The organism is Acidovorax sp. LjRoot66, assembly GCF_964253305.1.
Lineage (GTDB): Bacteria > Pseudomonadota > Gammaproteobacteria > Burkholderiales > Burkholderiaceae_C > Acidovorax.
Map to the genome: position 1 here is coordinate 5,071,449 of NZ_CAXUQU020000001.1, position 21,061 is coordinate 5,092,509.

Genomic DNA, 21,061 nt, shown 5'->3' on the forward strand with positions numbered 1-21,061 from the left:
GCCCCTGAGGGCTCAGTCCCCAGGCTCTGGCGCGGGCTTTGCTGTCACGGGCTGCGGCGCTGGCACACCGGGCGGTGCCACCGTTGGCCGGCCCAGCAGGCGCCGAAAGTCTTCGGCCGGCAGGCCGGGCGCGCACAGAAAACCCTGGTAGTGGTCGCAGTGCATCTGCTGCAGCACGGCGCGCTGCACCTCGGTCTCCACCCCTTCGGCCACCACCTCGATGCGCATCGCGCGGCCCATGCTGATGATGGCGCTGACGATGGCCCGGTCGCCATCGTCGTCGGGCAGGCCGCGCACGAAGGACTGGTCGATCTTGAGCTTGTGGATGGGCAGCTTCTTCAGATACGCCAGGCTCGAATAGCCGGTGCCGAAGTCGTCGATGGCCAGGCTCACACCCAGGCCCGCCAGTTCGTGCAGGCGCTGCTCCATTTCGGTAGCGTCCTGCAGCAAAATGGTTTCGGTCAGCTCCAGCTCCAGCAGTGTGGGCGGCAACTGGTGCACGGCCAACAGGCGCGTGAGCCGCTCCACGAAGTCGGGCTGGCGGAATTCGAGCGCCGAGACGTTGACCGACACCACGATGGGGTGGCCGCTGTGGATCCAGGCCGCCGCCTCGCGCACGGCTTGCTCCATCACCCAGGCGCCCAGCGTGACGATGTAGCCCGATTCTTCGGCCAGCGGGATGAACATGCCGGGCGAGACGGAGCCGAATTCGGGGTCGGTCCAGCGTATCAGCGCCTCGGCGCCGGTGATGGCACCGGTCTCCATGCTCACCTGCGGCTGGTAGTGCACGGCCATGCGCTGCTCGCCCAGGGCCTGGCGCATGGCGTGCTCCAGCTTCATGCGCGAGAGCAGGTTGGCGTTCATCTGCGGCTGGTAGAAGCCGTAGCTGCCCCGCCCGCGTTCCTTGACCTGGTACATGGCCGTGTCGGCCTGCTTGATGAGCTCGTCCAGCGAGCTGCCGTCCTGCGGGTACAGCGCCATGCCGATGCTGCACTGGATCGAAAAACCCATGTTGTCGAGCGTGAAGGGGCGTAGCATCTCGTCGAGAATGCGGCGCGCCACGCTCTCGGCCACCACGGCATCGCCGCCGTGCAGGTAGATCACAAACTCGTCGCCGCCCAGGCGGCACAGCATGTCGGTCTGGCGCAGGCAGGTCTGCAGGCGCTCGGCCACCAACTGCAGCACGCGGTCGCCGAACGGGTGGCCCAGCGAGTCGTTGATGATCTTGAAGCGGTCCAGGTCCAGGAACAGAATGGCAAAGCCGGTATCGCTCTGGCGCGCGCCCTGGATGGCGGTGTCCACGCGCTGCGACAGCAGCAGGCGGTTGGGCAGGCCGGTGAGCACATCGCTGTAGGCCAGCTCCTCGATGCGTTTTTGCGCGGCATGCTGCAAGGTGAGGTCGCGCATGAAGCCGATGCTCTGCACCAGCCGGTCCTCGTCGTCGCGCAGCGCCACCCAGGACAGCTGCACGGCGCAGTAGGCGTCGTTTTCGCGGGGCAGCCACAACTCGCCCTCCCAGAAGCCCTCGCGCGCCCAGCCGGCCTCGACCTGGGCCATGAAGTCGGCATCGGGCCCGCCACCGAACAGCGAGGCTGCAGCCGCACCCTCGAAGGCGCGCGCGGTCTTGCCCACCAGGCGCTCGCAGCCGGGGTTCATGCGCATCAGGCGGTGGTGGCTGTCGGCGATGAAGATCGCGTCCATGCTCGACTCGAACACCCGCGCCGCCAGGCGCAGGCTGGCCTGCACCTCGTTCTGGCGCGTGATGTCGCGAAACGAATACACCCGCCCCACGGCGCGCCCCTGGCTGAACTGGGGCACCGAGCGGCGCTCCAGGCTCATGCCGTTGCGCAGCCCGAGGATGTCGATGCTCTCCTGCATGGGCTCGGCCACCACGGCGGCCAGGCGCTCGACATAGGTGGGCACGTCGGCCACCTGGTCGGCCATGTGGGCAAACAAGGCCTCGTCGTCGCGGCGCACCAGCAGCGGGGCCGGCACGTTCCACAGCTGGGCCAGCCGCTGGTTGAAGGCGCGCACCCGCCCATCGAGGCCGCACACGAGCATGCCGTCGGCGGCCGAATCGAGCGTGGCACGCAGCTCGGCCAACAGGGTTTCGAGCTCGCGCTCGGTGGCCTGCTGGTGGCTTCGGTCCACCATGGTGACGAGGAAGGCCGTGCCGCCTTCGAGCCGGGGCACGCGCGTCACGCGCCGCTCCACCGCCACCAGGATGCCGGTGGCGTGCAGCACGCTGGTGTGCGAATGGATGCCGTCGGCTACCACGGCGGCCGGCTGGCTCCAGAAGATCTGGTCCTGCGGCGTGGCCGCCAGCAGGGTGACCGGCGTGCCCAGCATGTCGGCGATGGTCAGGCCCGTCAGGTGCTCGGCCGCCTGGTTGGCGGCCAGGATGTACAGGGTCTTTTCATCGACGAGCCATACCGCCTCCAGCAAACCGTCGATCCATGCCTGCGGCAGCGGCCGGATCACGCTCCACCCTCGTCGGGGACGGGGGCCACGGCACGCTCGAAGAAGTAGCAGATGCGCTTGCGCGGCGACAGGTAGTCGAGCGCCTCGCGCGGCAGCTGTGCGGGCTTGAGGCTGCGGCGGATACCGAGCTCGGGCACCGTCTCCAGGTCCAGGATGGGCGCCTCGTCCTTGGGCACGCGCGGGTCGTGCACGATGACCTTGGGGCGCAGCGGCCGCGAGGAGTTGACCGAGGCCACGATGGCGTAGCGGTCGTTGACCAGCTGCACGATGGAGCCCGGCGGGTACACCCCCATCATGCGGATGAAGGCCCCCAGCACCACGGCGTCGAAGCGCGCCTTGTGCTGGGCGAAGATGACGGACAGCGCCTCGTGCGGGGTCAGCCCGCCCATGCCGCTGCCGGGGCTGCACAGGCGGTCGTAGTGGTTCACCAGCGCCAGCACCTGGCCGGGGCGCGAGAGGTCTGCCGCCGTGAGCCGCATCGGAAAACCGCTGCCGTCCACCATTTCATGGTGCTGCGCAATGGCCAGCAGCACCGGCTTGCCCAGGCCCATACGGCCCGCCAGCGCCACGGATTCACGCACATGGCCCTCGTAGCGGGCGCGGTCGGGCGCGGGCATGTGGGCCTGTACGTTCTTGAATGCGTCGGGCAGGCGCATCTTGCCCACGTCATGGATCAGGGCGGCCACCCCCAGGTCCTGCAGGTCCTCGGCCTTCATGCCCAGGGCCTTGCCCAGCAGCAGGCTGACGACAAGCACGTTCACGGGGTGCAGCGCCCCGGGCTCGCCCACGCCTTCGGAGAGCAGGCGGATCACCGAATCGCCGTTGTTGAGCAGGTCGCTGACGCAGCCGGCCACCAGCACTTCGCCGTCGGTGCGGGCGCGCTCGGGATGGTCCACGACCACCTTCTCCAGCGCCACATAACGGCGCGTGGCCTCGCCAAAGCGCTGGTTGCACTGGGCCAGGGCACGGTTCTGCGCCTCCAGCAGCCGGCGCCGGCGGGCGGCGGCTTCATCCACAGCGGGGTCGGGTGGCACAGCCAGCGGAGCGGGGGCCGTCGCCTCCCGCACGGCACCTGGAGCGTCGGCGGGCGGCGCCTCCTGGTGGCTGCCCACCGGGGGCAGCGCCAGCTCGCGCAGGTCGGGATCGCTCTTCTTGGGGACGTAGCGCACCTCCGTCAGCCCCAGTTCGCGCAAGGTGGCGATCTGCTCGGCAGACGCCACCCGGAAACTGCTCACCGGAAACGGATGGTGCATCCAGCCCAGGTCGAGCTGGATGTACATGCCGATGCGCAGCTGGCTGATGTCGATGAGGATGGAAGAATTCACTTCGGGGCGTACGGGTGGAAGCACGGCGGCATCGCTGCCACCATTGGTTACACCATTATCACCAGTTCTGAAGGCCTGTCTTGTCCTGCAATGTCATAGGACATAGCCATGGCGATACTGTCCCGAATTCGGTGATGCAATGCACGACACCCCGGGGAAAACCCTGCACCGGAGCGTTGCGCCAAAGCCGCGTTTCGCTCCAGGCCGCCCCCCTGCAGACGCAGAGCCCTGGCAATGCACCGATCAGGCGGCCCTGCGATCCGTGCAACTGCGTAGGACGCGCAAAACAACAGCTGGCGGCTGACCGGCTGTCTCACCGGCACCACAGCGAAGGCTTGTAGACCAGGTCCATCCACAGCGCCCAGCCGGCCGCCGCGCACAGCAGCCCCCCGGCCACGCGCGTGCCCCAGTCGGCCCGGGCCTGGTTGATGCGGCTGCGCAGGCGCGACCACAGCCACGGCCCGCCCACCAGCCACAGGCCACTGCCCAGGGCGAACAGCGCCATGGTGGCGCCCCCCTGCACCGGCCCACCGCTGAGCGCCGCCACCAGCAGGGCCGAGTACAGCAGGCCGCAGGGCATCAGCGCCCAGAGCAGCCCGGCCGCACCCACACCGCCCGCCCCCGCCGTGAGGGGCTGCACGCGCCGCCACACCGAGCGGCCCAGGCCTTCCACCCAGGCCGGCTGGCGCGCCTGCACCAGGAGCAAGAGGCCCCAGGCCATCATGGCCAGGTGCAAAAAGGTCCAGGCCGGCTGCAGCGCAGCGGTGCGCTGGGTCAGCCAGGCCAGGCTATCCATGGCCAGGGCAGCAGCCGCGCCCAGGCCAGCGTAGCCGGCGACCCGCCCGCCATGGAAGGCCAGCAGCCGGCCCAGCGCAAGCGATGGTGCGGGTTCGGCCAGCCCCGCGCCCCCCTGCCCGGCCCAGCGAACGGGTTGTTCCCCACCCTGCCCCACCAGCGCCCCGCACGGCGCCGCGCACATGGCCAGGCAGTGCGGGCCACCGGCCAGGCCCATCAGCAGCGCGGTCCAGCCCAGGGTGGCCAGCATGGTCAGATGATCCGGGAGAATCTGGCGCGGTTGCGGTCGGCCTGCAGGTAGCGGTCGAACACCATGGCGATGCCGCGCACGAAGAACCAGCCCATGGCCGAGACGGTGATCCCCTCCTCCGTCACGCTCACCAGGCCCTGCGCCTGCAGGCCCGCGAGCTGCTCCAGTTCGGACGCAAAGGTGCGCCGGAAGTCGATGAGCCAGCCCGCCTCGATGGATTCGAACAGCAACTCGCCCTGGCACATCAGCGCCATGATCACGGCGCGGCGCACCAGGTCGTCGCGGTTCAGGGCCAGGCCGCGCACCACGGGCAGGCGGCCCTGGTCCAGCAGGTCGTAGTACTCATCCAGGGTCTTGGCGTTCTGGCTGTAGGTGGCGCCCACCCGGCCGATGGCCGAGACTCCGAGGGCGATCAGGTCGCAGTCGGGCTGGGTGCTGTAGCCCTGGAAGTTGCGGTGCAGCCGCCCCTGGCGCTTGGCCACGGCCAGCGCGTCGGTGGGCAGGGCGAAGTGGTCCATGCCCACGTACACATAGCCCGCGTCCATGAACTGCTGCAGCGAGCGCGAGAGCATGGCCACCTTGGAAGGCGCCGCCGGCAGCTCGGCCGGCACGATGCGCCGCTGAGGCTTGAAGCGCTCGGGCAGGTGGGCATAGGCATACAGCGCAATGCGGTCGGGCCGCAGCTGCTTGACCTGCTCCAGCGTGCGGTCGAAGGATTCTGGAGTCTGCCGCGGCAGGCCATAGATCAGGTCCACGTTGACCGAGTCAAACCCAAGGCTGCGCGCCGCCTCCACCAGCGCAAACACCTGCGCGGCCGGCTGCACGCGGTGCACGGCCTTTTGCACATCGGCATCAAAATCCTGCACGCCAAAGCTCAGGCGGTTGAACCCCAACTCGGCCAGCACCGCCAGGCGCTCGGGGGTCACGGTGCGCGGGTCCACCTCGATGGAGTATTCGCCGCCCGGCGCAAACGTGAAGCTGCGCCTGAGCACCGCCATCAGCTCGCGCAGCTTGTCGTCCGACAGAAAGGTGGGCGTGCCCCCGCCCAGGTGCAGCTGGCTCACCACCTGGCCCGTACCGCAGTGGGCCGTGTGCAGCTCCACCTCGCGCGCCAGGTAGCGCAGGTACACATCGCCCCGGTCGTGGTGCTTGGTGATGATCTTGTTGCAGGCGCAGTAGTAGCACAGCGACTCGCAGAACGGAATGTGAACATACAGCGACAGCGGCAACGCCTTGCCCGGCGTGCCCGCCTTGCGCTGGGCCAGGGCCAGCACATACTCGTCTTCTCCGAAAGCCTCGACGAAACGGTCAGCCGTGGGGTAAGAGGTGTAGCGGGGACCAGGCACGTCGAAGCGGCTCAGAAGTTCGGGCGTCACAGCGGTCATGGGGAGCGGTTCCTTGTTGGGTACTGACTGTGCCGCAGCCTTTGCCCACCGACCTTGACGCAGATCAAGTGATCACGGAGTCGCAGGGCCCACAATTTGATGCATGTCAGCCACCACCACGCTCCTCCCCCCGGATGCGATCCGTTCGCACCCCCAATCAGCTGCTGTGCCCATGAACCCGCTCACCATCAAAGTCGCCTGCTCCAACTGCAACCTGCGTGAGCTGTGCATGCCCGTGGGCCTGAACGACGAGCAGCTCACGCGCATCGACGAGATCGTGGCCGTGCGGCGCAAGGTCAAGCGGGGGGGCACGCTGTTCCACAACGGCGAGGTGTTCACCTCGCTCTACGCCATCCGCACCGGCTTCTTCAAGACCTGCGTGGCCACCGAGGACGGGCGCGACCAGGTGACGGGCTTTCAGATGGCGGGCGAGATCATCGGCCTGGACGGCATCGTCAACGACCACCATACCTGCGACGCCGTGGCGCTCGAAGATGCCGAGGTCTGCGTGATGCCGTTCGACCGCATCGAGGAGCTCTCGCGCGAGGTCACGGCCCTGCAGCACCATGTGCACAAGATCATGAGCCGCGAGATCGTGCGCGAGCACGGCGTGATGCTGCTGCTGGGCAGCATGCGCGCCGAAGAGCGCCTGGCCGCCTTTCTGCTCAATCTGGTGCAGCGCCTGCACGCGCGCGGGTTCTCGCAGTCCGAGCTGGTGCTGCGCATGACGCGCGAGGAAATCGGCAGCTACCTGGGCCTCAAGCTCGAAACCGTGAGCCGCACCTTCTCCAAGTTCGCCGAGGACGGCATCGTCGAGGTCAAGCAGCGCCATGTGCGCATCCTGGACACCGATGCGCTCAAGCGCATCGTCAACTCGCAGACCTGTAGCTAAGAGACTTGCAGGCGGGCTAGCACCTCGGTCTTGCCGCTGCGGTCCGCGCGCAGGATCAGCGCCTCGCCCGAACTGGTGTTGGTGCTGGCCAGATCGGACAGCACGAACATATGGGTGAACCAGGCCTCGAAGCTTGCGCCCCGTGCCGACGCGGCCACCAGCGCCTGGCGCAGCTCGCGCAGGTGGCTGGCACCGGTGGTCTCCGGCGCGCCGCGCGGCGAACCCAGCGCGGGCCACACCTGGGGGGCGGCAAAGGCCAGCGTGGCACTGTCGATGCAGCGGCACCAGGGGCTCGAAAGCACCTTGGCCGGCTGCAGCTGGCGCTCCTTGAACCACACGCCGGTGCGCCGTGCCTGCTCGCGCCCTTCTTCGCTGAGGTTGCGCTGCGTGCCGCAGTCGCCCAGGCGAAACCCCGGTGGATCGAAGGTGCCGGGCGCCAGCGCGTGGCGGAACGCAGCCACCACCCCGCCCTTGCGCAGCAGGGCCTCGGCCTCGGGGTCCTGGGCGGCCCAGGCATGCAGCGTGGTCAACGCCAGCCCGGCGCCCAGCACGGTGCGCCGGCCAACGGCCACTTCAGGCTGCGGGCTGGAACGCATAGCCATTGCCCGATGCCGCCATGCGCCCGAAAGCCGGGAACGGGAAGTGAAAGCCCCCCAGCATGGCATTGCTGGCGGTGATGCGCTGGAACACCTCGCGCCGCACCTTGCGTGCGGCCTCGGCATCCATGTCGAAGGTCACGGCCCAGTCGGGGTTGCGTGCGAACAGGGCCGGCACGTTGGTCAGGTCAGCCACGTAAAAGAAGTTCTGGCCGGCGGACTTGAGCTCAAACAGGGTGTGGCCCGGCGTGTGCCCGTAGGCCGCCACGGACTGGATGCCCGGTGCCACTTCGGTACCCGCCCCGAACTGCACCAGCGTGTCGGCCGGCATGGTGGCAAAGGTGCGGCGCACATTCTCGAAGGCGCCCTTCATGCCCGCGGGCGCAGCCGCCATGCGGGCATCGTCCATCCAGAAGGCATGCTCGGCGGCCGGCACCAGCACCTTGGCCTTTGGGAAGGTCGGCGCGCCCGCCTTATTGCGAATACCGTTGATGTGGTCGCCGTGGTAGTGGCTGATGAGCACGGTGTCGATGTCATCGGCCTTCAGGCCTGCAGCGGCCAGGCTGTCGAGCAGCTTGCCGGTGGTGGGGCCGCCAAACTCGCCCAGGCCCGTGTCGATCAGGATTTTGCGCCCGCCTGCCACCACCAGGAAGGGGGTGTAGGGCACGTCGATGTAGTCCGTGGGCAGGCCCTGCGAGGTGAGCAGCGCACGCACTTCGGCCAGCGGCGCGTTTTTCACGAACTCCTCGCCCAGCGGGCGGCGCGTGACGCCATCGGCCAGCGCCACCACCTCCACATCGCCCACCTTCATGCGCCGAAAGCCGGGGTTGGGCAGGGTGGGCGTACCGAAGTTGGGCGCATTCTGCGCCCACACAGGCACGAACGAGCCCGCAGCGTAAAAAGCAGGGGCGGCAAGCCCAGCACCCAGGAAATGGCGGCGTGACAGCATGAAACTCTCCGGTATTGAGTTGAACTGATGAGTTTTCAACTGTAACGGGGAGTGGCACGATGGCACCAGACCCGGCGCAAATCAGTAGGCGCCATGGGGTCTTGGGATCTTGCCAGGGGCGTCAGTCCAGGGTAATGCGCTGCGCCTTGATCAGCTTGTGCCACCGGTCCGTCTCGGTGCGGATCAGGTCTGCATACTGGGCCGGCGTGCTGGCCACGGGCTCGATGCCGAAGTCCACCAGCTTTTGCTTGACCGCAGGCTGGTTGATGGCGGCAGCCACCTGCTTTTGCAGGGCAGCCACCACGTCCGCCGGCGTGCCTGCGGGCGCGACGATGCCCACCTGGGCAGACGCCTCGACGTTCTTGAAGCCCAGTTCGGCGAAGGTCGGCACATCGGGCAGCTGCGGCAGCCGCTTGGCGCTGGCCACCGCCAGCGGGCGCACCTTGCCGGCCTTGATGAAGGCGCCACCGGCGGCCAGGTCAACCATCATGGCCGGGATCTGCCCGCCGGCCAGGTCCGTGAGCGCCGGCGCAGCGCCGCGGTAGGGGATGTGGGTCATGAACAGGCCGGCATCGACCTTGAGCAGCTCCATCGCCAGGTGGTGCGGGCTGCCTGCGCCGGCCGAGCCGAAGCTCATGGCGCCGGGCTTGGCCTTGGCCTTGGCGACGAAGTCCTTGGCGTCCTTGAAGTCGGCGCCCGGGTTGACCACCAGGATCATCGGGAACTTGCCCATCAGCGTCACGGGCAGCAGGTCCTTGCTGGGGTTGTAGGTCAGCTTGCTGTACAGCGCCGGGTTGAACACCATGGTGCCGTTGTCGGCCGACAGGATGGTGTAGCCGTCGGGCGCGGCGCGGCCCGTTTCCACGGCGGCGATGGCCGTGTTGCCACCGGGCTTGTTGTCGATCAGCACCGGCTGGCCGACCTGGGTCGACAGCTGCTGGCCCACGGTGCGCGCAAGAAAATCGGAGCCGCCGCCCGCCGGGTACGGCACCAGCCAGCGGATGGCCTTGGCCGGGTAGGTTTGCGCGCTGGCCGGGGCGGCCCAGGCCAGCAGGGCCGGCAGAGCGAGCATTCCAGCCAACAAGCGACGATTCTTCAACATGTCTGCACCTCAGGGGATTAATATCTGCGTGATGTTACTCCGCTATGCGTAATAGCCTGGGGCAGCGTTTACCCTAGGTTTTCGACCAAAACACCATGACCACATCCCCTTCCACGGCCCGGGTGGCCGACCGCCGGCAACGCGTCCAATCGGCCGAAATGGGGCTCAGCGTGCTCAAGGCGCTGACCCGCCTGGGCGGTGCGGCCAGCCTGACCGCCACGGCCGCCGAGGTGGACGAGAGCCCTGCCAAGGTGCATCGCTACCTGGCCAGCCTGTGCCAGCAGGGCTTTGTCGAGCAGTCGCCCGTCAACCAGCACTACTACCTGGCGCAGGAGTCGATTGCCATTGGCCTGGCGGCCCTGCGCCAGTGCGACCCCATCCGCCTGGGCGAGGCGTCCCTGCAGCGGCTGCGCCAGGCGCTGGAGGTCACCGCCTTCCTGGCGGTCATGGGCAACAAGGGGGCCACCGTGCTGCGCATGGAAGAACCCACCCTGCCCGTCACGGTGAACATCCGCGCGGGCTCGGTGCTCTCCACGCTGTGGTCGGCCACGGGCCGGGTGTTTCTGGGTTTCTCCAGCGACCGGCTGGTGATCGACATGGCCGAGCAGGAGCTGGCCGAGGCCTCTGCGGACAGGCGCGCGCAGCTCGACGGCACCCGGCCCGTCGAGCAGTTGCGACAGCAAGTGCGAGCGCGGGGCTGGGCCGTCGCCCACGACTCGCTGCTCAAGGGCATCAGTGCGCTCGCGGCGCCGGTCTTCGACGCCACCGGCAATGTGTGCGCCTGCCTAACCACCCTGGGGGCCACGGGTGGCTTCGACCTGCGGCCCGATGGCGCCATCTGCCCCGCACTGCTGCAGGAAGCGCGGCTCATCAGCCGCGCCATGGGCTACCAAGGCAACCCAGGGTAAACCCGAATCATTGTCGCTACATTGCGTAATACATTTACGCAAAAGGAGATTTACGATGACTGCCCCCGCCAACGCCTCCCGCTGCCCGGTCGACCATGCCGCGATGGCCGCCGCCCAGAAAAGCCCCACGGGCTGCCCCGTGAGCGCGCGTGCGGCGGCGTTCGACCCGTTCGCCGCCAGCTACCAGCAAAACCCGGCCGAGGTGGTGCGCTGGGCGCGCGAGGAGGAGCCTGTCTTCTACAGCCCCGAGTTGGGCTACTGGGTGGTGACGCGCTACGAGGACGTGAAGGCGGTGTTCCGCGACAACATCCTGTTCTCGCCCTCGGTCGCGCTCGAAAAGATCACGCCCGCCACCGAGGAGGTGCTGGCCATCCTCAAGAGCTATGGCTTCGCGATGAACCGCACCATGGTCAACGAGGACGAGCCGGACCACATGGCGCGCCGGCGCCTGCTGATGGACGCCTTCATGCCCGAGCGCCTGATGGACTACGAGCAGCCCATCCGCGACCTGGCGCGCCAATACATGGACCGCTTCGTGGACAAGGGGCGTGCGAACCTGGTGGCCGACATGTTCTACGAGATTCCGCTGACCATCGCGCTGCACTTCCTCGGGGTGCCGGATGAAGGGGCAGAGCAGTTGCGCAACTTCGCGGTGGCGCACACCCTGAACACCTGGGGCCGGCCCACGGCGCAGGAGCAATTGGAGATCGCCCACAACGTGGGCCGCTTCTGGCAGACCGCTCAGGGCATCCTGGACACCATGATGGCCCAGCCCGATGGCCAAGGCTGGATGTACGACTCGATCCGCCAGCACCACGCGCACCCGGACATCGTGACCAAGTCGTACCTGCGCTCGATGATGATGGCCATCCTGGCCGCCGCGCACGAGACCACGTCGAACGCCACGGCCAACGCCTTCATGACACTGCTGTCGCACCGCCATGCGTGGGAGGAAATCTGCGCACAGCCCGCTCTGATACCCAATGCGGTGGAGGAATGCCTGCGCGTGGCGGGCTCCATCATCGCCTGGCGGCGCATGGCCACACGCGACACCGAGGTCGGCGGCGTGAAGATCCCGCAGGGCGGCAAGCTGCTGCTGTTCCAGGCATCGGCCAATGCGGACGCCAGCCACTTCGAAGACCCCGACCGCGTGGACCTGCACCGCGAAAACGCCGTCGAGCACCTGACCTTCGGCTACGGCGCGCACCAGTGCATGGGCAAGAACATCGGGCGCATGCAGATGCGCATCTTCCTCGAAGAGTTCGTGCGCCGCCTGCCGCACATCGCGCTCGTCGAAGGGCAGCAGTTCGAGTTCCTCTCGAACACCTCGTTCCGCGGCCCGTCGGCGCTGTGGGTGCAGTGGGATCCGCTGCAGAACCCCGAGCGCCAGGCCGACAAGGCGCCTGCCGTCCTCGCCAGGTTCCAGATCGGCCCGCCGCCCAAGGACGGCATTGCCCGCGCGGTGGTGCTCAAGGACAAGATCGCCGAGGGCGAAGGCCTCTACCGCTTCGTGATCGCCGCGGCCGGCAGCACGCCCCTGCCGGCCTGGAGTGCGGGCTCGCACATCGACCTCATCGCCGGGGGCCACCGCCGCAAGTACTCGCTGTGCGGATCTGGCGCCCACCCCGGCTGCTACGAGATCGTCGTGCAGCGTGAAGAAGGCGGCCGAGGTGGATCGCGGCACTTCTGCGACACCTTGCAGCCCGGTGACGAACTGCAGCTGGCCGGGCCGAAGAACCTGTTTCGCGTTGACGAAGCGGGCACTCACCACATCCTGCTGGCCGCAGGCATCGGCATCACGCCCATCCTCGCCATGGCCGACCGACTCAAGGCCCTGGGCCTGCCCTACGCGCTGCACTACGCGGGCCGCTCGCGCCAGAACATGGCGCTGCTGGGCCGGGTACTGAAGGACCATGCCGGCCACGCCACCCTGCACATCAAGACCGAGGGCCAGCGCATGGACCTGCCCGCGATGCTGCGGCATGTGGACGGCGCCACCCGCGTCTATGCCTGCGGGCCGGACCGGTTGATCGCCGAACTCGAAACCCTGGGCGAGCACTGGCCCGAGAGCGTGCTGCGCTTCGAGCACTTCAGCACCGACAACGCAGCGCTCGACCCGAGCAAGGAGCACGCCTTCGTCGCCGAGCTAAAGGACTCGGGCCTCACCATCGAGGTGCCCCGCCACCAGACCCTGCTGCAGGCGCTGCAGGCAGCGGGCGTCGATGTGCCCTGCGATTGCGGCGAGGGCCTGTGCGGCGCCTGCGAGGTGCAGGTGGCCAGCGGCGACATCGACCACCGCGACAAGGTGCTGACCAAGACCGAGCGCCAGGCCAACCAGCGCATGATGGCCTGCTGCTCGCGGGCCGCGGGGGATCGGGTGGTTCTGTTCCTGTAGTGGCGCTGAAGCGCCTTCAGGGCTGCTCTTCGATGTACTCGCAGTGCAGTTCATCGCCCACGACGCGGCAGTGCCAGGCCCCCTCGTCACCCACCGCCTGCCCCCGAGCGCCATCGAAGCCGAGGGTGCGCAGCAGGAGGAGGACCTGCTCCAGAAACGGCTCGCCGCTGCCATAGCCGCTCCAGCGCAATGCAACGCCCTGCTCACTGTGCGTGAAGGTTTGCAGCGACCGGAACAGGTGGGAGTGTTCGTCCAGGATGTCGGACAGCCCCTGCTCTGCCTCCTTGCCGAAGGCTTCGAACGCCGTTTCGATCTTGTAGGGCGCGGCCCGCGACTGCACCAGCGCGAATGCCAGCTGTGCCAGCGCGCGGTCTGCAGTGCCCCAGCCGGCTTCGAGGGCGACGATGTATTCGGTGGACATGCTGGTCAGCAGGCCTGGGCCTTGTTTGCCTTCTTGGCGGCGGCCTTGGCCTTGGCCTCGGCTTTGCGCGATTGCCACAGGTCCCACAGCTCGCGCAGGATCGGCGGTGCGCGGTCCGACTCGAGGTCATTGCGCATGGATTCCACGAACTGCAACCGGGGCCCGGGGTCGCAGGCGAGCTTCTTGGGCACGCGGTAGTTGTAGAGGTGCTTGAACAGCAGCTTGAAACTTTCATGCAGGTCTTGCGCATGGAAGTCGCTCCAGCCGATCCGCTCTTCGGTCGGTACCAGGCGCGCGCCCTTCACAGCCACCGGGGCCTCGGAAAGAAGGCGGTAGAACAGGTCGCGCAGCCGGGTCCCCCGGGTGTCGCTCAGGCCCGCAATTCCGTACTCGCCCCGGCCCTCTGCCGCCAGCCACAGCCACATTTCAGCGCTCCATGCGCCCAGTGCGGTACAGACTGATCGCGAAGGCAGGCGCTCGACTCCCAGAAACTCGATCAACGCGACCTGGTCGTCGATCGCCATGCCGTAGTGCTGCTGGTCGTGGTTGACCAGCAGACCCTCGAGTTGCTCCACCGCGTATTCCTCGCCAAAGACTTCCGAGATGAAGGTCTCTTCGGTGTCGATGTGCTGGTACCGGCGGCGCGCCTGCAGAACCGACTGCCAGTGCGCTTCGCCTCTCAGAGGGCTCCAGACCAGTTCGCGGCAGGTGACGAAGGTCTTGGGAAACTCCTCAACGACCCCATCGAAGTACAGGGCCCTCAATTGCCGGTACTCCTCCTTGCGGCACCAGTCGAAATAGTCGGCCTGCTCCAACCGGTCCCACAGGTACTGTCGGGTGTAGCCATCAATGGCCTTGGTATCCATGTCTTCTCTCGCTCCCTGGATGGTTCTGGCGCAGCGGCGGCTGGCCTTGCGTTGCTTGCGATGGGATTGTAGGGAGCGCACCACGCGCCGCACTGGACAGGTTGTCAAGGAGATGCCGCCGCACCACACCCCCCTCCTCAATCCTGGGGATACCGCGCCCGGCCAGGCGCCGATAACCTGAAGGCTTCGAGTTTCGACCTTCAGGAGCACCTTCATGAGCCACCCCTCGCCCCAGCCCCGCCGCCGGTTTCTGCAACGCACTGGCGCCCTGGCCGGCACCCTCACCGCCCCCGCCTGGCTGGCCGCCTGCGCGAGCACGGCCTCCACGCCGTCGGACCTCACCCAGCTGACGTCCGCGCAGGCCATCGCACAGATCAAGGGCGGCAGGCTGAAGGCCCTGGACTATGTGGCCGCCCTGGTGGCGCGGGCCAAGGCGCTGCGATCCCTCAATGCCCTCATCACACTCGACGAAGCCGGCGCCCTGGCCGCCGCGCGGCGCATCGACGCGGCACGGGCATCCGGTGCGCCGCTCGGCCCGCTGGCGGGCCTGGTGATCGTGGCCAAGGACAACATCAACACCGCCGACCTGCCCACCACGGGCGGCACGCCCGCGCTGAAGGGATTCAAGCCACCGCGCACGGCGCCCTCGCTGCAAAAGCTCATTGACGCGGGCGCCATCGTGCTGGGCAAGGCCAACTTGCACGAGCTGGCCTTCGGCATCACCAGCACCAATTTCTCGCCGTTCGCCGGCGCCGTGGGCAACCCCTACGACCCCACGCGCATCCCCGGGGGCTCGTCGGGCGGCACGGCCGCAGCCATTGCCGCGCGCATGGTGGCGGCCGGTTTGGGCACGGACACGGGCGGCTCCACCCGCGTACCTGCCGCCCTGTGCGGCATCGTGGGCCTGCGCCCTTCGGTGGGCAATGGCGGCGCCGAGCGGCGCTACCACGACCCATTGGCTGTGGTGCCCATCAGCCACACGCGCGACACCGTGGGCCCCATGGGCCGCACCGTGGCCGACGTGGCGCTGCTCGATGCGGTGATTACCGGCGATGCCAGCCTGCCCGCCATGCCGCTGTCCCGCGTGCGCCTGGGCCTGCCGCGCCCGCTGTGGGCGGGGCTCGATGCCTCGCTGGCCACGGTGGTGAACGCCGCCCTGGCCCAACTGCGCGCGGCCGGCGCCACGCTGGTGGAGGTGGACATGGCGCAACTGCTGCCGCTCAACGAAAAGATGTCGTTCCAGATCGCGCTGCACGAGCCCGTGGCCGACCTGCCCGCCTACCTTGCGGCCAACAACGCCCCCGTGAAGACGGTGGCCGAGGTCGCGGCCAAGGTGGCCAGCCCCGACGTGCAGGGCGCCTTCGGTGCCATCACCGCCGACGCCTTCGGCGCCGCCTACCCCGAGGCCATGGCCGTGCACCGGCCACAGCTGCAGGCGCTGTATGCCACCACCTTTGCGCAGGGCCAATTCGATGCCCTGCTGTTCCCGACCACGCCACTGCCGGCCGTGCCCATGGATCGGGCCAAGGGCTCGTCCACCGTCAAGGTCAACGGCGGCGCGGATGCGGACACATTCGCCACCTTCATCCGCAACACCGACCCCGGCAGCAATGCCGGCATCCCAGGCCTCTCGGTGCCTGCCGGCCTGACCAGCGCCGGACTGCCCGTGGGGCTGGAGATTGACGGGCCCGTGGGCAGCGACCGCAGGCTGCTGGCCATTGGCCTGGAAATCGAGAAAGTGCTGGGCAGACTGCCCGCGCCCAGGCTCTAATCCTGCGCAGGCGGGTTGACTGCTTCTTCACCCGCCTGCTCCGCTACCGCCGTGACGAACAGTTCGCGCAGCCAGCGGTGCCCCGCATCGGCCTGCGCGCGGGTGTGCCAGGCCATGGCCAGGTTGAAGGGCGGTATTTCGAACGGCGCGGGCAGTATCTCCAGGATCTGCGCGTAGCGGCGCAGCAGGTGGCTGGGCAGGGTGGCCACGCAGTCGGTGTGCGTGAGCACCAGGGCCACCTGGTTGTAGCTGGGCACGGTAACCACCACGCGCCGGCTGCGTGACAGGGCCGCGAGCAGGTCGTCGATCTGGCTGTGCGGGTGGCCCACCTGCGAGACCAGCACATGCGAGAGGCCGCAGTATTCGTCGAGCGTGGCGGCCACCTTGCCGCGCGGGTGGCCGATGCGCTGCGCCATCTCGAAGCGATCGCCCATCAGAAAGCGCGACTTGAGCGGGCCCGGCACCTTGCCCACATCGCCCAGGTACAGGTCCACCTCGCCGCGCTCCATGCGTTCCACCAGCCCGGAGTCGGCCGCAGGCACGAAGCTCACGCGCAGGTCCGGGTTGCCGATGCCCACGATGCGGCCCAGCGCCGCCAGGCCGAGGATGCTGAACACGCTGTCGTTGGCAGCGATCACGAAGGCGCGGCGTGCGGTGGCCGGGTCGAAGCTGTCGCCCAGCTCCACCGCGCCGCGCAGCTGGTTGAGCGCCTCGCTCAGCCGGGGTTTCAACTCCAGCGCGCGGTGCGTGGGCACCATGCCACGGCCGTTCTCGGCGGGCACCAGCAGCGGGTCTTCAAACAGGTCGCGCAGCTTGGCCAACTGGCCCGACAGGCTGGGCTGGCTGATGTTCAGGCGCCGCGCCGCGCGTGTGACGTTGAGCTCGTCGAGCAGCGCATCGAGCGAGATCAACAAGGGCAGATCGGAACGCCGGATATCCATGGTGCCTATACCTCCTATCGGCATTTCCGACTCACGCTGCGGTGCCTGTGCGCCCTATCGTTGCGCACCTTTCCACTGCACCGACTGTGAGTTTTCAGATGATCCAATTTTATTACCACCCCACCCCCAACCCGCGCAAGGTCGCGCTGCTGCTGGAGGAACTGGGCCTGCCCTACCAGATGGTGCCCATCGATACCTCCAAAGGCGAGCAGCACAGCGCCGCCTACCGCGCCATCAACCCCAACGGCAAGGTGCCCGCACTGGTCGATGGCGATGCGGTGGTGTTCGACAGCGCCGCCATCCTGCTGCACCTGGCCGAGAAGAGCGGGCGCTTTCTCGGCACTCCCGGTGCGGCAGGCCGCGCCGAAATGCTGTCGTGGCTGATGCTCGCCGCCACGGGCCTGGGCCCCTTCACCGGCCAGGCCGTGCATTTCACGCACTACGCACCCGAGCCCAAGGAGTATGCGCTGCACCGCTACCTGTTCGAGGCCGAACGCCACTGGGCGCTGTTCGACGCACGGCTGGCCACGCGCCGCTATGTGCTGGGTGATGACGCCTACAGCATCATCGACATGTCGCTCTGGGGCTGGTGCGGCGGCCTGGCCTACCTGATAGGCGACGCGGCGTGGGCGAAGTTTCCGAACATCAAGCGCCATTTCGACGAACTCAATGCCCGGCCCGCCGCCATTGCGGCCATGGCCCTGGCCACCAGGCACGCCTTCAAGGCCGAGCTCGATGCCGATGCCAAGGCCCAGCTGTTCCAGCACGGCCGGGTGGCCTGAGGCCACCGCCATTCACCAGACCTCTACACACTTCATCCATTCCAAGACATGACCACAACACGCCGCTCCCTGATCTCCCTGGCCGTCGCCGCATCGCTGCTCGGCCCCGCTCTGGCCATCGCCCAGGCCGCTGCGCCTGCCGCCCCGGCCAGCGCTCCCACCGCCACCCAACAGGCCGGCTTCTACCGCTTCAGCGTGGGCGGCGTACAGGTCGTCGCCCTGTCCGACGGTACGGTGCCGCAGGACCTGCACACCCTGCTCACCAACACCACGCCCGCACAGACCGACCAGTTGCTGCAGCGCGGCTTCCTCGCCAACCCGGTGGAGGCATCGATCAACGCCTACCTGGTCTATGCCGGTGACCGCCTGGCGCTGGTCGATGCCGGCGCCGGCGCCTTCTTCGGCCCGGGCGCGGGCGGCCAACTGGTTGCCAGCCTCAAGGCCGCGGGCGTGGAGCCTGCGCAGATCCAGGACGTGCTGCTCACCCATATCCACACCGACCACAGCGGTGGCCTGGTCGATACGCAGGGCCAGCGCGTCTTTCCCAACGCAACGATCCACGTGGGCAAGCCAGACCTGGACTTCTTCCTCGCACTCGCCAACCAGCAGGGCGTGCGCGGCTACGACAAGGCCTATTTCGAGCAGGCCACCACGGCCCTGGCGCCCTACGTGAAGTCGGGCCAAGTGCGCCCCTTCACCGGCGCGGTGGAATTGGTGCCCGGCATCCGCTCACGCCCCACCCCGGGCCACACGCCCGGCCACGCCTTCTTCGTGCTGCAGGGCAAGGGCGGCGAGGCGCTGGAATTCATCGGCGACATCCTGCATGTGCAAGCGGTGCAGATGCCCCGGCCGGACGTGACCATCGTCTACGACGTGGTGCCCCACGATGCCAGGGCGCAGCGCAAGCAGCAGTTCGCGCGCCTGGCGAAAGAGCGGCGCATGGTGGCTGCAGCGCATATTCCGTACCCGGGGGTAGGCTACCTGCGCGACGAGGGCAAGGGGAAGTACGCGTTTGTGCCGGTGGACTACCGGTACCGCGCCGCCGATTGAGCGAAGCGCCTGTTCGTGGCCCCTGTTGAGACCGCGAGCAGGCCCGTGGGCCGGCGCTATTCGCGCGCCAACCCCAGCAGCCACGCGCGAAAGGTCTGAAGCGCCGGCAGGCGCCCTGACTCCTCGGGGTAGACCAGGTAGTAGCCCTTGGCGTAGCGCCACACGCGGGGGGACAAGCGCTGCAGCCGGCCGGCCTGCACCATGTCCTGCGCCATGTAGGCTGGCAGCAGCACCACGCCCAGCCCCGCCACGGCGGCGTTGAGCGCCATGGACATGATCTCGAAGCGCGGACCATCGCGCCCCGGGCTGGTGCCGATCTGCTCGAATTCGAACCACTGCTCCCACCCATCGGGCAGGGTGTGGTGGTTGAGCAGCGCGGCGCGCGGTGTGCTTGCATCCACCCGCGCGCCATGGCGCTCTACCCATGCGGGCGCGGCGTAGGGCGACAGGTCCAGCGCAGCCACGAAGTCGCTGTGCAGGCCAGGGCGCTGGCCGTCGCCGAACTCCAGCGAGGCGTCGGCGGCCCCGGTCTTGAAGTCCACCGGCCCCACGCGCGTGCTCAGGTTCAGGGTGATTTCGCCATGCGCGCGGGTGAAGGCAGGCAGGTGCGGAATCAGCCAGTACGCGCCCAGCGATGCGCCCACCGACAAGGCCAGCCCGCCGCCCCGCCCCTTGAAGGCCATCACGTTCACCGTGGCACGCTCCAGGCGCTGCAGCAATGGGGCGACTTCGTCGAGGTAATAGCGGCCTGCGTCGGTGGGCACCAGCGCGTCGCGCCGGCGAGTGAACAGGCGCACGTCGAGCCGCTCTTCCAGCGCCTGGATCTGCCGGCTTACCGCGCCCTGGGTGAGGTGCAGTTCCTGCGCGGCAGCGGTGAACGAGCCCAGCCGCGCGCTGGCTTCCAGGCACAGCAGCGACATGGTCGAAGGGGCACGGTACATGCTTTACTCCATGAGCTATGCACATGATAGGTGCATCGAGCAGCTATGAAAAACCCCATTCACCACAAAGATGCATGAGCATTTTGCATGGTAGCCGCAGAAAACATGGTTTGTGCAAAACGGGGGCGGTTTCTAGCATTCCCACCGTGATCAGCCCTTCAACAACGAAAGGAATGCGCCCATGACCTCCCCCGCTTCGCGGCCCTCTCCCACTGTGTCGCCCGCTGCAGCCACCCGCCGCCGGTGGCTGCAATCGGCCACCGCCGCGTCCGCCGCCGCACTGCTTCCGCAGTGGGCGCAGGCCGCCGCCGGCTACCCGGACCGCCCCATCCGCCTGGTGCTGCCCTCGGCCGCTGGAGGCTCGCCCGACGCCATCGTGCGCATACTCACCAACGAGCTGGCCAGGTCCATCGGCCAGCCCTTCGTGGTGGACAACAAGCCCGGCGCCAGCGGAGGCATCGGCATGGCGGACGTGTTCCGCGCCGCACCCGATGGCTACACCCTGGGCTACGGCAACGTGGGCACGCTGGCCATCAACCGCGCGCTGTATGCCAGGCTGCCCTACGACCCCGATGCCCTGGTGCCCATCGCCCTGCTGGGCTTCGTGCAGAACGCGCTGGTGGTGCGCAAGGATCTGCCGGCCAACAGCGTGAAGGAGCTGATCGCGCTGGCCCGCGTGAAGCCGGGCGACCTGAGCATGGCATCGGCCGGCAGCGGCACCACCGGCCACCTGAGCGGAGAGCTGTTCAAGTCCATGGCGGGTGTGTCCATGACGCACATCCCCTACCGGGGCAGCCCCCAGGCCATCCAGGACCTGATGGGCGGCGTGGTCGACGTGATGTTCGACAACCTGAGCTCGATCACCCCGCACATCCAGTCGGGCCGGGTGCGCGTGCTGGCCGTCACGGGCGCCGCGCGCAGCCCGCTGCTGCCGCAGACGCCCACCGTGGCCGAGGCCGGTGTCGAGGGCTACGAGACCGTGGCCTGGGGCGGCATCGTCGCGCCGCCGGGCCTGCCCAAGCCGCTGGTGGCACAGCTGAACAAGGCCATCAACGACTTGCTGCGCCTGCCCACCGTGCAGGAGAAATACGCCGCCATCGGCTTCGAAGTGACGCCCGGCCCGGCCGAGCGGCTGATGGAGCGCGCGAAGAAGGAATCGCCCATGTGGGCCGAGATGGTCAAGCGCTCCGGCGCGCAGGTGGGTTGACCGC

The 21,061-nt window shown here is 68.3% G+C and carries 18 protein-coding genes; 7 read left to right on the plus strand and 11 right to left on the minus strand.

The features are described from left to right. Positions 1-12: 12 nt before the first annotated feature. The 4 genes from ACSQ3Y_RS23875 to hemN form a co-directional block, all read right to left on the minus strand. On the minus strand, positions 13-2,481 hold the full coding sequence (locus tag ACSQ3Y_RS23875; RefSeq protein ID WP_436179105.1) for an EAL domain-containing protein: 2,469 nt from the start codon (positions 2,479-2,481) through the stop codon (positions 13-15). Then, positions 2,478-3,806: an HD-GYP domain-containing protein gene (locus tag ACSQ3Y_RS23880; protein WP_436179106.1), complete on the minus strand. Its 1,329-nt coding sequence runs from the start codon at positions 3,804-3,806 to the stop codon at positions 2,478-2,480. The genes ACSQ3Y_RS23875 and ACSQ3Y_RS23880 overlap by 4 nt, the downstream gene beginning before the upstream one ends. A gap of 313 nt (positions 3,807-4,119) precedes the next feature. Then, on the minus strand, positions 4,120-4,851 hold the full coding sequence (locus ACSQ3Y_RS23885) for a sulfite exporter TauE/SafE family protein (protein WP_436179107.1): 732 nt from the start codon (positions 4,849-4,851) through the stop codon (positions 4,120-4,122). A 2-nt stretch (positions 4,852-4,853) separates the two neighbouring features. Further along, positions 4,854-6,236, minus strand: a complete 1,383-nt coding sequence (gene hemN, locus ACSQ3Y_RS23890) for an oxygen-independent coproporphyrinogen III oxidase (protein WP_436179108.1) — start codon at positions 6,234-6,236, stop codon at positions 4,854-4,856. 172 nt (positions 6,237-6,408) lie between these two features. On the opposite strand from hemN, the gene fnr reads away from it, so the two are divergent. Next, the gene (gene fnr, locus ACSQ3Y_RS23895) at positions 6,409-7,128 is read left to right on the plus strand and encodes a fumarate/nitrate reduction transcriptional regulator Fnr (protein WP_436179109.1); all 720 of its coding nucleotides are present in this window, start codon (positions 6,409-6,411) and stop codon (positions 7,126-7,128) included. Here the strand turns inward: fnr and ACSQ3Y_RS23900 are convergent. The 3 genes from ACSQ3Y_RS23900 to ACSQ3Y_RS23910 all read right to left on the minus strand — a co-directional run bounded on the left by ACSQ3Y_RS23900 (position 7,125) and on the right by ACSQ3Y_RS23910 (position 9,775). Further along, positions 7,125-7,730, minus strand: a complete 606-nt coding sequence (locus ACSQ3Y_RS23900; RefSeq protein WP_436179110.1) for a histidine phosphatase family protein — start codon at positions 7,728-7,730, stop codon at positions 7,125-7,127. The two genes, fnr and ACSQ3Y_RS23900, sit on opposite strands and share 4 nt — an antisense overlap. Then, entirely contained in the window at positions 7,702-8,673 is a 972-nt protein-coding gene (locus ACSQ3Y_RS23905; protein ID WP_436179111.1) for an MBL fold metallo-hydrolase, read from the minus strand. Before ACSQ3Y_RS23905 ends, ACSQ3Y_RS23900 begins: the two co-directional genes overlap by 29 nt. 121 nt (positions 8,674-8,794) lie before the next feature. Then, entirely contained in the window at positions 8,795-9,775 is a 981-nt protein-coding gene (locus ACSQ3Y_RS23910; protein ID WP_436179112.1) for a Bug family tripartite tricarboxylate transporter substrate binding protein, read from the minus strand. A gap of 95 nt (positions 9,776-9,870) precedes the next feature. Here ACSQ3Y_RS23910 and ACSQ3Y_RS23915 point away from each other — a divergent pair, with 95 nt between their 5' ends. Beyond that, positions 9,871-10,683, plus strand: a complete 813-nt coding sequence (locus ACSQ3Y_RS23915) for an IclR family transcriptional regulator (RefSeq protein WP_057263879.1) — start codon at positions 9,871-9,873, stop codon at positions 10,681-10,683. A gap of 55 nt (positions 10,684-10,738) precedes the next feature. After that, a complete protein-coding gene (locus ACSQ3Y_RS23920; RefSeq protein WP_436179113.1) occupies positions 10,739-13,078 on the plus strand; it encodes a cytochrome P450/oxidoreductase in 2,340 nt (779 codons plus the stop codon). Between the two features lie 16 nt (positions 13,079-13,094). Here ACSQ3Y_RS23920 and ACSQ3Y_RS23925 read toward each other — a convergent pair whose 3' ends face one another. Both ACSQ3Y_RS23925 and ACSQ3Y_RS23930 read right to left on the minus strand, forming a co-directional pair. Beyond that, entirely contained in the window at positions 13,095-13,499 is a 405-nt protein-coding gene (locus ACSQ3Y_RS23925; RefSeq protein ID WP_428001728.1) for a hypothetical protein, read from the minus strand. Between the two features lie 5 nt (positions 13,500-13,504). After that, positions 13,505-14,365, minus strand: a complete 861-nt coding sequence (locus ACSQ3Y_RS23930; protein WP_436179114.1) for a hypothetical protein — start codon at positions 14,363-14,365, stop codon at positions 13,505-13,507. Positions 14,366-14,579: 214 nt separating this feature from the next. Here ACSQ3Y_RS23930 and iaaH point away from each other — a divergent pair, with 214 nt between their 5' ends. Continuing rightward, positions 14,580-16,136 (plus strand): indoleacetamide hydrolase, encoded by a 1,557-nt coding sequence (gene iaaH, locus ACSQ3Y_RS23935; protein WP_436179115.1) that lies wholly within the window; start codon positions 14,580-14,582, stop codon positions 16,134-16,136. On the opposite strand, the gene ACSQ3Y_RS23940 is transcribed toward iaaH, so the two are convergent. After that, a complete protein-coding gene (locus tag ACSQ3Y_RS23940) occupies positions 16,133-17,077 on the minus strand; it encodes a LysR family transcriptional regulator (RefSeq protein ID WP_436179116.1) in 945 nt (314 codons plus the stop codon). The genes iaaH and ACSQ3Y_RS23940 overlap by 4 nt on opposite strands. Before the next feature lie 98 nt (positions 17,078-17,175). Between ACSQ3Y_RS23940 and ACSQ3Y_RS23945 the strand changes: the two genes are divergently transcribed. Beyond that, positions 17,176-17,859: a glutathione S-transferase family protein gene (locus ACSQ3Y_RS23945; protein ID WP_436179117.1), complete on the plus strand. Its 684-nt coding sequence runs from the start codon at positions 17,176-17,178 to the stop codon at positions 17,857-17,859. A 48-nt stretch (positions 17,860-17,907) separates the two neighbouring features. Then, positions 17,908-18,909 (plus strand): MBL fold metallo-hydrolase, encoded by a 1,002-nt coding sequence (locus ACSQ3Y_RS23950; RefSeq protein ID WP_436179118.1) that lies wholly within the window; start codon positions 17,908-17,910, stop codon positions 18,907-18,909. Between the two features lie 56 nt (positions 18,910-18,965). Here ACSQ3Y_RS23950 and ACSQ3Y_RS23955 read toward each other — a convergent pair whose 3' ends face one another. Next, positions 18,966-19,850 (minus strand): LysR substrate-binding domain-containing protein, encoded by an 885-nt coding sequence (locus ACSQ3Y_RS23955; protein ID WP_436179119.1) that lies wholly within the window; start codon positions 19,848-19,850, stop codon positions 18,966-18,968. A gap of 181 nt (positions 19,851-20,031) precedes the next feature. Between ACSQ3Y_RS23955 and ACSQ3Y_RS23960 the strand changes: the two genes are divergently transcribed. Then, positions 20,032-21,057: a Bug family tripartite tricarboxylate transporter substrate binding protein gene (locus tag ACSQ3Y_RS23960; protein ID WP_436179120.1), complete on the plus strand. Its 1,026-nt coding sequence runs from the start codon at positions 20,032-20,034 to the stop codon at positions 21,055-21,057. Positions 21,058-21,061 lie beyond the last annotated feature (4 nt).